This is a genomic window from Gilliamella sp. Occ3-1, from assembly GCF_001690655.1.
Taxonomy (GTDB): domain Bacteria; phylum Pseudomonadota; class Gammaproteobacteria; order Enterobacterales; family Orbaceae; genus Gilliamella; species Gilliamella apicola_P.
This window is the reverse complement of record NZ_LZHQ01000025.1, coordinates 39727-52240: the sequence shown is the minus strand read 5'-3', so window position 1 is coordinate 52240 and position 12514 is coordinate 39727. Positions and strand designations below refer to the sequence as shown.

9 protein-coding genes are annotated in these 12514 nt (G+C 37.8%); all 9 read right to left on the bottom strand.

What is annotated here, in order from left to right; all coding sequences use genetic code 11:
- Window positions 1–5: 5 nt before the first annotated feature.
- Complete coding sequence (tuf, locus tag A9G43_RS07405) at window positions 6–1190, bottom strand: elongation factor Tu (RefSeq protein WP_065605820.1); 1185 nt, start codon at window positions 1188–1190, stop codon at window positions 6–8.
- Window positions 1191–1259: 69 nt separating this feature from the next.
- Window positions 1260–3362, bottom strand: a complete 2103-nt coding sequence (gene fusA, locus A9G43_RS07400; RefSeq protein WP_065607909.1) for an elongation factor G — start codon at window positions 3360–3362, stop codon at window positions 1260–1262.
- Between the two features lie 113 nt (window positions 3363–3475).
- On the bottom strand, window positions 3476–3946 hold the full coding sequence (gene rpsG, locus A9G43_RS07395) for a 30S ribosomal protein S7 (RefSeq protein WP_034915550.1): 471 nt from the start codon (window positions 3944–3946) through the stop codon (window positions 3476–3478).
- A 99-nt stretch (window positions 3947–4045) separates the two neighbouring features.
- Window positions 4046–4420: a 30S ribosomal protein S12 gene (gene rpsL, locus A9G43_RS07390; protein WP_034883792.1), complete on the bottom strand. Its 375-nt coding sequence runs from the start codon at window positions 4418–4420 to the stop codon at window positions 4046–4048.
- 308 nt (window positions 4421–4728) lie between these two features.
- Window positions 4729–6039 carry an NCS2 family permease gene (locus tag A9G43_RS07385; protein ID WP_034913348.1) on the bottom strand — a complete coding sequence of 437 codons (1311 nt, stop codon included), beginning with the start codon at window positions 6037–6039 and terminating at the stop codon, window positions 4729–4731.
- 199 nt (window positions 6040–6238) lie between these two features.
- The gene (locus A9G43_RS07380) at window positions 6239–7813 is read right to left on the bottom strand and encodes a TerC family protein (RefSeq protein ID WP_065607907.1); all 1575 of its coding nucleotides are present in this window, start codon (window positions 7811–7813) and stop codon (window positions 6239–6241) included.
- Window positions 7814–7955: 142 nt separating this feature from the next.
- Complete coding sequence (locus A9G43_RS07375; protein ID WP_065607913.1) at window positions 7956–9398, bottom strand: TrkH family potassium uptake protein; 1443 nt, start codon at window positions 9396–9398, stop codon at window positions 7956–7958.
- 14 nt (window positions 9399–9412) lie between these two features.
- Entirely contained in the window at window positions 9413–10258 is an 846-nt protein-coding gene (djlA, locus tag A9G43_RS07370) for a co-chaperone DjlA (protein WP_034913354.1), read from the bottom strand.
- A 1-nt stretch (window position 10259) separates the two neighbouring features.
- On the bottom strand, window positions 10260–12488 hold the full coding sequence (parC, locus tag A9G43_RS07365) for a DNA topoisomerase IV subunit A (protein ID WP_065607905.1): 2229 nt from the start codon (window positions 12486–12488) through the stop codon (window positions 10260–10262).
- Window positions 12489–12514: the final 26 nt, after the last annotated feature.

Sequence of the window (12514 nt, the reverse complement as noted above, 5' to 3'; positions counted from 1 at the left end):
TTTGATTACTTAATAACTTTAGCAACAACACCTGCACCAACAGTACGACCACCTTCACGAATCGCAAAACGTAAACCTTCTGCCATTGCAATTGGGTGAATTAAGGATACTGTCATTTTAATGTTATCTCCAGGCATTACCATCTCTACACCTTCTGGTAATTCGATAGTACCAGTTACGTCAGTTGTACGGAAGTAGAACTGTGGACGGTAACCTTTGAAGAATGGAGTGTGACGACCACCTTCATCTTTGCTTAAAATATACACTTCTGATTCAAAATCAGTATGTGGAGTGATTGAACCTGGTTTTGCAAGTACTTGACCTCGTTCGATTTCTTCACGTTTTGTACCACGTAGTAATACACCAACGTTTTCACCTGCACGACCTTCGTCTAGCAATTTACGGAACATTTCAACACCAGTACAAGTTGTTTTAGTAGTTGGCTTGATACCAACAATTTCAACTTCTTCACCAACTTTAATTACACCGCGTTCAACACGACCAGTTACTACTGTACCACGTCCTGAAATTGAGAATACGTCTTCAATTGGTAATAGGAATGGTTTGTCGATATCACGCTCTGGCTCTGGAATATAGCTATCTAATGCTTCTGCTAATTCAACAATTTTGTCTTCCCATGCTGCATCGCCTTCTAACGCTTTAAGCGCAGAACCACGAATTACTGGTGTATCATCACCTGGGAAATCATATTGAGATAGAAGTTCACGTACTTCCATTTCAACTAATTCTAATAATTCTTCGTCATCAACCATATCACATTTATTTAAGAATACGATGATGTAAGGAACACCTACTTGACGACCTAAAAGGATGTGTTCACGAGTTTGTGGCATAGGACCATCTGTTGCTGCCACTACTAAGATAGCACCATCCATTTGTGCAGCACCAGTGATCATGTTTTTAACATAGTCAGCATGGCCTGGGCAGTCTACGTGTGCATAGTGACGAGTTGGTGTATCGTATTCAACGTGTGAAGTGTTGATGGTGATACCACGTGCTTTTTCTTCCGGTGCGTTATCGATTTGATCGAATGCACGAGCTTGACCGCCGTATTTTTTTGCAAGTACAGCTGTAATTGCAGCTGTTAAAGTTGTTTTCCCGTGGTCAACGTGGCCGATTGTACCAACGTTAACGTGGGGTTTTGTACGTTCAAATTTTTCTTTAGACATCTTAATGTTCCTTTATTAAATCGCTTCCCTTAAGTTATTAAGGGGAGCGTTACTTTATTTAGATAAAAATTATTTCGCTTTACGAGCTTCAATAATTGCGGTTGCAATATTTGTTGGTGCTTCATTGTACTTCAAAAACTCCATTGAGTAAGAAGCACGACCTTGAGTTTGTGAACGAAGATCTGTTGCGTAACCAAACATTTCTGAAAGTGGAACTTGTGCTTTAACTGTTTTACCAGTTGCAGTATCATCCATTCCTTCGATCATACCTCGACGGCGATTTAAATCACCGATAACATCACCCATATAATCTTCTGGAGTTTCGACTTCTACTTTCATAATTGGTTCTAAAAGCACAGGTTTAGCTTTCATGAAGCCGTCTTTAAATGCCATTGAACCAGCAATTTTAAATGCCATTTCTGATGAGTCAACATCATGGTAAGAACCATCAAAGATAGTAACTTCAACATCAACGATTGGGTAACCAGCAAGAACACCATTTTTCATTTGTTCTTGACAGCCTTTGTCAACTGCAGGGATGTATTCTTTAGGAACCACACCACCAACAATTTCATTGTTGAATTTGTAGCCTTCGCCACCAGCCTCTAATGGTTTTATTTTTAACCACACATGACCGTACTGACCACGACCACCAGACTGACGAACAAATTTACCTTCTTGTTCTACTTCATTGCGAATTGTTTCACGGTAAGCAACTTGTGGTTTACCGACATTTGCTTCCACTTTAAATTCACGTTTCATACGATCAACGATAATTTCTAAGTGAAGCTCACCCATACCAGAAATAATAGTTTGACCTGACTCTTCATCAGTGTGAACACGGAATGAAGGGTCTTCTTGAGCAAGTCTACCTAAAGCAAGACCCATTTTTTCTTGGTCAGCTTTAGTTTTTGGTTCAACAGCAACCGAAATTACGGGTTCTGGGAATTCCATTCTTTCAAGAATAATTGGTGCGCTTTCAGCACAAAGAGTATCACCTGTTGTGACATCTTTAAGACCAATTGCAGCAGCAATATCGCCCGCACGAACTTCTTTAATTTCTTCACGTTTGTTAGCATGCATCTGAACGATACGACCAAAACGTTCTTTTTTATCTTTTACAGAGTTAAGAACAGTATCACCAGAGTTAACAACACCAGAGTAAACACGGAAAAATGTTAAGTTACCAACAAATGGGTCTGTTGCAATTTTGAACGCTAAAGATGAGAATGGTTCATCATCACTTGAGTGACGTTCAGCAGCTTCACCATTTGGTAATTCACCTTTGATTGCAGGTACATCAGTTGGTGCTGGTAAATACTCAATAACCGCATCAAGCATGAATTGTACACCTTTGTTTTTAAAGGCACTACCACAAGTTACTAAGATGATTTCGTTGGCAAGTACGCGCTCACGCAATGCCGCTTTTACTTCTTGTTCAGTTAACTCTTCACCGCCAAGGTATTTTTCCATTAACTCTTCACTTGCTTCAGCTGCAGTTTCTATTAAGAAAGAACGCCATTCTTCAACTTGGTCAACCATGTCCGCTGGCACATCTTCATAAGTAAACGTTACACCTTGATCAGCATCATTCCAGTTAATTGCTTTACGTTTAAGTAAATCAACAACACCAGTAAATCCTTCTTCAGCACCGATTGGTAAAACTAAAGGAACTGGAACTGCTGCTAAACGAGTTTTAATTTGATCAACAACACGTAAGAAGTTGGCTCCCATACGGTCCATTTTGTTGACAAATGCAATACGTGGAACTTTATATTTGTTTGCTTGACGCCATACAGTTTCTGATTGAGGTTGAACACCGCCAACCGCACAGTAAACCATTACTGCACCATCAAGAACACGCATGGAACGTTCAACTTCGATTGTAAAGTCAACGTGTCCTGGTGTGTCGATGATGTTGATACGGTGTGGTTCAAATTGTTGTCCCATACCTGACCAGAATGCTGTTGTTGCCGCAGATGTGATAGTAATACCACGTTCTTGTTCTTGTTCCATCCAGTCCATGGTAGCTGCGCCATCATGAACTTCACCAATTTTGTGACTAACACCAGTATAAAACAAAATACGTTCAGTCGTTGTTGTTTTACCTGCGTCAATATGTGCACTGATACCGATGTTACGGTAGCGTGCTATAGGGGTTGTACGAGCCATATTAATCCTCTGTTTAGAATCGTTTGCTTAATAAAACATCATTTTGGTGACTAATAGCAGATAAGGGCTATCAGTCCTAATTCAAGTCACTTATACAACTATAAGAGAGAATATTACCAACGATAGTGTGCAAACGCTCTATTAGCTTCAGCCATACGATGAACATCTTCGCGTTTTTTCACAGCAGTACCTTTGTTTTCAAAAGCATCCATAAGTTCATTCGCTAGGCGTAAAGCCATTGATTTATCGCCACGTTTACGTGCAGCATCTACAATCCAACGCATTGCAAGTGCATTACGACGAACTGGACGCACTTCAACAGGAACTTGGTATGTAGAACCACCAACGCGACGTGACTTAACTTCTACAGTTGGTCTTACGTTATCTAATGCAACTTCAAAAGCTGCTAAGTGGTCTTTTCCACTACGCTCAGCTAATTTATCAAGAGCTGAATATACGATTGATTCTGCGATAGATTTTTTACCATCTATCATTAAAATATTTACAAATTTCGCCAGTAACTCTGAACCGAACTTCGGATCAGGAAGAATTTTTCTTTGACCGACAACATGACGACGTGGCATTGGAATACTCCGTTTATATGTTATAAATTTTCAGGTTTACCCAAAACTCAAATGAGTTAAATGGAATTATATAGTTTGGCCTTACTTAACGGAGTTCCATTAAGCTTTAGGTCGTTTAACACCGTATTTAGAACGGCTTTGTTTGCGATCTTTAACACCTGCGCAGTCTAATGCACCGCGAACAGTGTGGTAACGAACACCAGGTAAGTCTTTAACACGACCACCACGGATTAAAATTACACTATGTTCTTGTAGATTGTGACCTTCACCACCGATATAAGAAGTAACTTCAAAACCGTTGGTTAAACGTACACGACATACTTTACGTAATGCTGAGTTTGGTTTTTTCGGTGTAGTTGTGTAAACACGAGTACAAACACCGCGTTTTTGCGGGCATGCTTCAAGGGCAGGAACGTTGCTTTTTGCTTCCTTTAGTGCTCTTGGTTTGCGTACCAGCTGATTAATTGTTGCCATTAATAAGCTCCTGATTAATTAAAATAAATTTAAAATTGCTTTTTAGATACGTAATTAATAACTGTAGACCAAAACCTATGTGTATAAGTTCTGGGTCGCAAGATTCTAGACCCCAGGGGAGATAATGTCAAGTTTTTGCGATCAATAAGTTCTTGATCTTGGTGTTAATTATTTATCGAAGGCGGTCGCTATTTTAATAGAAAGACACTAGATTTTAATTTTTATAATTAGGTACTGGGTATAGCACAATAAGTGCGTTAGGTATCTTAGAAAAATTTCCCCATCGTAAGTAACGATGGGGGGCATTTTTAATGATGATCAATAAAAATAAATTTTAAAGCAAATAGTAAAGCAAAAATTATTACACAAAGATTTAATTGTTTAAATTTGCCAGTAAAGGTTTTTAACACTACATAAGAGATAAAACCTAGTGCAACCCCTTCAGTAATTGCAAAGGCAAATGGCATCATAATTGCTGTAATAAAAGCGGGTGTTGCCTCTGTTAAGTCAGACCAGTTAACTTTAACTAGGCTGGAAACCATTAAGATCCCAACAAAGATAAGTGCGCCTGATGTTGCATAGGTAGGTACTAAATGTGCCAGTGGCGAGAAAAAGGCTACCAATAAGAATAATAGTCCAACTACTACTGCGGTTAATCCTGTTCGACCGCCCACAGAGATACCTGCGGAACTTTCAATATAAGTTAACACTGATGATGTACCAAATAATCCACCCAAAGAGGAGCTAAAACTATCAATTAACAGCGCTTGACGCATTTTGGGGAATCGACCTTTTTCGTCACTAATTCCTGCTTTATCTGTTAGTGCTAAAATAGTGCCTGATGAGTCGAATAAGCTGACAATCATTATTGAAAAAATAACGCCCATGATACCGATATTAAGCGAACCTGCTAAATCTACATGACCAACAACACTAGTTACACTTGGTGGCATAGATATAATACCTTGGTAAGTGATATTTGGATCGAGCCATAGTGCTAATAAAGTTACAACTAAAATTGAAATTAATACTGCTGCATGAAAGTTACGCGCCGCTAAAATAACAATGATGAAAAAACCTAGTGATCCTAATAGGACTTTAAGCGATAAGATATTCCCCATAGTTAATAGTGTAGAAGGAGAAGCGACTACAATGCCCATATTTTGAAATCCCATAAAAGCAATAAATAGTCCAATACCTGCACTAATACCTACACGCAGACATTGTGGAATATGTTCAATTAACCAGTGACGAACTTTAAATAGTGATAACGCAAAAAAGATTAAAGAACCCCAAAATATCGCTCCCATACCAATTTGCCAAGAATAGCCCATTGCCCCACATATGCCATAGGCAAAAAAGACGTTAAGCCCCATGGCAGGTGCTAATGCAATTGGTAAATTGGCAAATAGCCCCATTAAAATGGTAGCAAAGGCTGTTACGATACAAGTTAGAACAAAAACAGCAGAAGTATCCATACCTGTTGCTGATAAGATGGAAGGATTCACGAAGATGATATAAACCATTGTTAAAAAGGTAGTACAACCAGCGATAATTTCAGTACCGATAGTTGTTTTTTTCTCTTTCAATTGAAAGGTTTTTTCGAATATTGACTTCATAAGTTTAGGCCTAATTTAGATTGATAAGTAAGAGTAAAAGTTTATAAACAGTTTTACCTATTTTTTACTAAAGGGGAAAAATAAAAAAGATGAGGAGTATTTACTCCGCACCTTCAAATAAACAAAAATTTTCCAGCGTCAATTATTGCTAGTTATTTATTTTGGTCAAGCGTTATTCTAGTTATTTCTCTTTGCTGTATTATAATGCTACAGAATCAGGTTTATTTAACGTGATTTTTACTTTAAGAATTCTATGACTTTCTACTTCAGCTACTTCAAATAAATAATCGCCAATTTGCAAGGTTTCACCAACATTGAGTAAATGTTGAGCTTTTTCCATTAATAGCCCCGCTAGGGTATGATATTCACGTTTATCATCGATCGGTATTGGTACAAAACGGACTAGCTCTTCAACTGGAATATAACCATTAGCAATCCAGCTATTATCATCTAGACATTGAATATCATGTTTAGCATCAATTTCCTCTTCTTCTGTTGGAAAATCACCAGCAATGGTTTCGATAATATCTGTTACCGAGACAACCCCCTGCATTGAACCAAATTCATCAACCACAAAAGCAAAATGAGTTTTGGCCTTTTTAAATTGTTCTAATGCAACCAGTAACGATACGGTTTCTGGAAAGATTAAAGGTTGTTTGATTAGTGAGTGTATATCGATCGGTGCTTTGCTTTGTAGTACATCTTTTAAAAGGTCATTAACTTGGATAATACCTAAAGGCTCATCAATTGAGTCATTATCAGTGACAACTAAACGAGAATGAGGATTATCAAAAATTTCTTTTATTATAACATCACGATCGTCATTAATATTGACCATATCAACATCAAGTCGAGATGTCATAATGCTACTGACCGAACGCTGTGCAAGTCCAAGTACTCGTTCAACCATGCTGAGTTCTTGATGATTAAACACTGATACTTTTTTATTAGTATCAGATACGATATCAATATTATGAGTATCTGGATCTTCCTCAGCATCACCTTTTAGTAGATGTAAAATAGCTTCTGCAGTACGTTCTCGTAGCGGTTTTTTATTTAATGCTTTACGGCGATTTAGTATGGCTAATTGATTAAAAAATTCAATCATGATTGAGAAACCGATCGCCGCATATAAGTAACCTTTTGGAATAATAAAATCAAAACCTTCGGCAACAAGGCTAAATCCTATCATTAATAAGAAGCTCAAACATAGGATCACAATGGTTGGATGGGCGTTGACAAAATTAGCCAATGGTTTGCTTGCAACCATCATAATGCCTATTGCTATGCAAACGGCAATAATCATCACAGGGATATGTTCGACCATTCCAACAGCTGTAATGACTGAATCAAGCGAGAACACAGCATCAAGTACAACTATTTGAGCAACGACAGTCCAGAAGTGAGATGTCTTTTTAGGTTTACCATCTTCATTTGATGTGCCTTCAAGGCGTTCATTTAGCTCCATGGTAGCTTTAAATAGCAAAAATATACCACCAATTAGCATAATTAGTTGTCGGGCATTAAAACTGATCTCGGATATCGAAAATAGCGGTGTAGTAAGTGTGACTAACCAACCCGTAAACATTAATAATAAAATTCGAGTGATTAATGCAAAAGCAAGACCGGTAACGCGGGCTTTATCTCGTTGTTGGGGGGGAAGTTTCTCGGCAAGAATGGCTATAAAAACAATGTTATCAATACCAAGGACGATTTCAAGTACAACCAGAGTGGATAAGCCAATCCAGATTGTAGGATCCATGATCCATTCCATATGTCAGGTGATTACCTCTAATAAATACAGCACATGCTGCGTTGTAATTCTGTCTGTAATTGAGCAAATAATCAATAAAATATTTATAAAAATTGCATATCCTGTTAAAAACTTTCCGGTAACTATATGTTTCAGTATAAATTTAGCTTTTCCAAAATGTTGGTGTGAATAAAACTAGTAAGGTAAATATTTCTAATCGCCCAAATAACATGTCAACCACCATTACCCATTTTACTATATCACTGACACTAGCAAAATTATCACTTACACTACCAAGACCGACCCCTAAATTGTTAAGTGATGATGCTACTATGTAAAAAGAGTCAGTGGCATCAATGCCTGTTGCCATAATAATAAATAAGCTAACTAAAAAGACCAACGTATATGCAGAAAAGAATCCCCAAATCGCTTCGATTATGCGTTCAGAAACCACGCGATTATTTAATTTTAAAGTATAAATAGCGTTAGGATGAATAAGGCGCTTTAGTTCACGTGAGCCTTGCATAAACAAAATTAACACACGAACCACTTTTAAACCGCCACCCGTTGATCCCGCACAACCACCAATAAATGAAGCGCACAATAAAAAGATTGGTAATGATGATGGCCATGTGTTGATATCATCGACACTAAAGCCTGCTGTTGATGATATGGATACTACTTGTAAGATAATTTTATCAATGCTCAGGCGGTGTGGTTTATAGAAATAAATAACAATTGTGCAGATAGCAACTAGTATCAGTAGAATAAATATAAATATTCTTAACTCTTGATCACGCCAGTACTCTTTAATCGAAAAGCCACTTAGTGCGGCAAAATGGAGCGCAAAATTACAGCCGGATAAAATCAAAAAGAGGGTGACAATGTAATTGATTACCGGACTATTAAAATAGGCTAAATTATCATCATGGGTTGAAAACCCTCCCATTGATATTGTAGAGAAACTATGTGACACAGCATCAAATACATTCATACCGGCCAGCCAGAGACAAATAGCACAAAGCGTTGTTAGCAAAATATAAATTGACCAAAGTGTTTTAGCTGTTTCAGCAATACGTGGACGCATTTTACTGTCTTTTTGCGGACCGGGAATTTCGGCACGATAAAGTTGCATTCCCCCTACCCCCAGTAATGGTAAGATAGCAACAGCTAGCACAATAATCCCCATCCCTCCAAGCCATTGCAATAATTGGCGATAGAAAAGTAAAGCTTTAGGTAGATGATCTAACTTAACAATTGTGGTGGCACCTGTTGTGGTTAAGCTTGAAAATGATTCAAAAAATGCAGTATTTAAATTTAAATTAATATGTGTATCAAAAATAAAAGGAAAAGCGCCAATTGATCCTAGAACAACCCAAAATAGTACGACGATAAAAAAGCCTTCACGTGTGCTCAGCTCGTGGCGATGATTACGATTAGGAAACCATAGTGCAATTCCTAAAATTAAGGCAACAAAAAAAGAGCGAACAAAAATTGTACCAGCCCCATCGCGATAGATTAATGCAACAAGTGCTGGTAATAACATGAATATCGATAATAGGGATACTAATAAACCGATAATTCGTAAAATTGATCGCCAATGCATCATGATGATAGTCTCTACTTAAATCCACGTGATGCTTTGATAAGATCATAGGCCGCTTGAATCTCTTGTGCACGTTTTTTGGCGGCTTCAAGCATCTCTTTCGGTAAGCCTTTCGATACTAACTTATCAGGATGATGCTCATTCATTAATTTACGATAAGCTCTTTTTATTTCTGAGATTTCAGCTGTAGCTGCAACACCTAAAATTTTGTAAGCATTTTGTAGGTCGGATTGTGGTGAGCGACCTTGATAATTTCCATAATTATTACTGCGTTGGTATTGGCCTCGTTGTCCGTGTTGGTTACTATAGCCATTTTGACGGAAGTGATAACTTCCCATCATCATTTGGATATATATTGCCATTTGTTGACGCGGAATATTAAATTCTTCAGCCACAATAAATAAAATTTGTTGTTCTTTCTCGTCTAAAACGCCATCAACTAATGCGGCTTGGATCAATTGCTCACAAAAAATATTTAACACATTACGTCGAAAACGATATTGTGCGTATAGCTCAGCCAAACGAGATCTTAGTGGGTAGTCACTTGCTTTACCATTATTAAATGAATCTTGTGCTAGTTTTCGGCCGTTTCGGTCAAGTTGTAATCTATCCATAAATTGACTAGCAAGATTAATATCATCTTGTGTGACGACCCCTTTAGCTTTACTTAAGTGACCTAGAACTTCAAAAACAACAGTTAAATAAAGTGTTGGATTTGCTTGTGTTCTTTGTTCGGTCAATTTATTACAAAACGTGCGGTAAAGCATTGGCCCAACAAAAAGCCCAAGAATAAATCCCCATCCTGTTTTTAATACAGTGCTCAAAACAAAGCCTGCAATTATTGCCCAGATAAAAGACATATTATTCGTTCACCTCTATTTTATCTATCTTTTGTAAACCTCTCGGTAATGGTGTACCTTTTCGTGCTCGCTCTACCTTAAATTTTTGTAAATCAGCAGGATATAATGTAAGTTTGCGTTTACCAGCATATAACGTTATTGAGTTGTCTTGCTTAATTAATAGAGTATAAGCAAGGCAGTCATCAGCATCTGAAAGTGATACAATTTTATTTCCTTTACCTTTAGCGAGCTCAGGTAAATCTTTTACAGGAAATATGAGCATTCTCCCTGCTTTGGTGATTGATAGTAGTAAACTATCTTCAGATGTGATTTCAATTGGTGGTAATATTTTAGATTCTTTAGGCAAATTAATAATTGCTTTACCATTACGATTGCGAGCAACCAAATCACTAAATTGACCAATAAATCCATAACCAGCACTTGAAGCAAGTAATAATTTTTGGTTATCATTTTGAGACATGAGCACATGTTCAACTGTTGCACCAGCGGGTAGTGCTAATTTACCAGTTAATGGTTCGCCTTGACTTCGTGCTGATGGTAACGTGTTTGGCTCTATAGCATAACTACGTCCCGTTGAATCGATGAAAATAACAGGTTGATTACTTTTGCCTTTGGCGGCAGCTTTAAAACTATCACCGGATTTATAACTTAAACCAGTAGGATCAATATCATGACCTTTTGCTGTTCTTACCCAACCCATTTCAGATAAAACGACAGTAACAGGTTCAGATGGTGTTAACTCTTGTTCACTAATAGCTTTAGCTTCACTGCGCTCAACAATTGGAGAACGACGGTCATCACCATATTTTTCAGCATCCTCTTTTAGCTCTTTTTTAATTAAATTACTCAATTTTTTAGGTGAAGCTAACAAAGCTTGCAGATGATCACGCTCTTTTGCAAGCTCACTTTGTTCGCCTTTAATGCGCATCTCTTCAAGTTTGGCTAAATGGCGAAGTTTTAACTCTAAAATCGCTTCGGCTTGAATTTCAGTTAAGGCAAAACGATTAATTAATTCTTGTTTAGGTTCATCTTCGTGACGAATAATTTCGATGACTTCATCAATATTTAAAAAAGCAATTAATAAGCCATCGAGAGTATGGAGTCTTTTTAATATTTTATCTAAACGGTAATTTAAACGTCGAGTGACGGTATTTTTTCGATACTCTAACCATTCAGTTAGAATTTCAACTAAGCCTTTTACTGATGGGCGATTATCAAGCCCAATCATATTCATATTAACCCGATAACTTTTTTCGAGATCGGTTGTGGCAAATAGATGATTCATCACTTGCTCTAAATCTACTCGATTTGAACGTGGCACAATAACCAGACGAGTTGGATTTTCGTGATCAGACTCATCACGTAAATCTTCAATTAAAGGTAGTTTTTTGGCTCGCATCTGAGAAGCTATTTGTTCTAAGATTTTAGCACCCGAAACTTGATGAGGCAGATCTGTAATTACAATATCACCTTCTTCTTTCTTCCAAACAGCACGCATACGGATTGAACCACGCCCCGTTTTATAGATTTTCGCTATGTCTTCTGGTGAAGTAATAATTTCAGCTTCTGTTGGGAAATCGGGGCCTTGTATGTGAGCCATTACTTCGTTGATCGTCGCATTGGGGTTATCAGCAAGCATAATTGCCGCATTCGCGACTTCACGGAGGTTATGAGGTGGTATATCAGTTGCCATGCCGACCGCGATACCTGTTGTACCATTTAATAAAATGTTGGGTAATCTAGCCGGTAACATTTTAGGTTCTTGTAAAGTACCATCAAAGTTAGGCGTATAATCAACCGTTCCTTGTCCTAGTTCACCTAATAGTAGTTCGGCATATTTTGACAAACGTGATTCAGTGTAACGCATAGCGGCGAATGATTTAGGATCATCAGGAGCCCCCCAGTTACCTTGCCCATCAACTAATGGATAGCGATATGAAAATGGTTGCGCCATGAGCACCATCGCTTCATAACAGGCACTATCACCATGAGGATGATATTTACCAAGCACATCCCCGACGGTACGCGCAGATTTTTTAAATTTGGCTTGTACGTTAAGTCCTAATTCAGACATAGCATAAACAATGCGTCGTTGCACTGGTTTTAAGCCATCCCCAATAAATGGCAAGGCACGATCCATAATGACATACATTGAGTAGTTTAAATAGGCACTTTCGGTAAAAGTGCGTAACGACTGGATTTCTACTCCGTCATGAGTTATCTCACTCATTATTGTTCCTCTAAATCATTCTGTTT

Excerpts from the sequence above, each read along its gene's own strand:
- tuf (WP_065605820.1), bottom strand. The coding sequence starts at position 1,190 with ATGTCTAAAGAAAAATTTGAACGTACAAAACCCCACGTTAACGTTGGT.
- fusA (WP_065607909.1), bottom strand. The coding sequence starts at position 3,362 with ATGGCTCGTACAACCCCTATAGCACGCTACCGTAACATCGGTATCAGT.
- rpsG (WP_034915550.1), bottom strand. The coding sequence starts at position 3,946 with ATGCCACGTCGTCATGTTGTCGGTCAAAGAAAAATTCTTCCTGATCCG.
- rpsL (WP_034883792.1), bottom strand. The coding sequence starts at position 4,420 with ATGGCAACAATTAATCAGCTGGTACGCAAACCAAGAGCACTAAAGGAA.
- A9G43_RS07385 (WP_034913348.1), bottom strand. The coding sequence starts at position 6,039 with ATGAAGTCAATATTCGAAAAAACCTTTCAATTGAAAGAGAAAAAAACA.
- A9G43_RS07380 (WP_065607907.1), bottom strand. The coding sequence starts at position 7,813 with ATGGAATGGATCATGGATCCTACAATCTGGATTGGCTTATCCACTCTG.
- A9G43_RS07375 (WP_065607913.1), bottom strand. The coding sequence starts at position 9,398 with ATGCATTGGCGATCAATTTTACGAATTATCGGTTTATTAGTATCCCTA.
- djlA (WP_034913354.1), bottom strand. The coding sequence starts at position 10,258 with ATGTCTTTTATCTGGGCAATAATTGCAGGCTTTGTTTTGAGCACTGTA.
- parC (WP_065607905.1), bottom strand. The coding sequence starts at position 12,488 with ATGAGTGAGATAACTCATGACGGAGTAGAAATCCAGTCGTTACGCACT.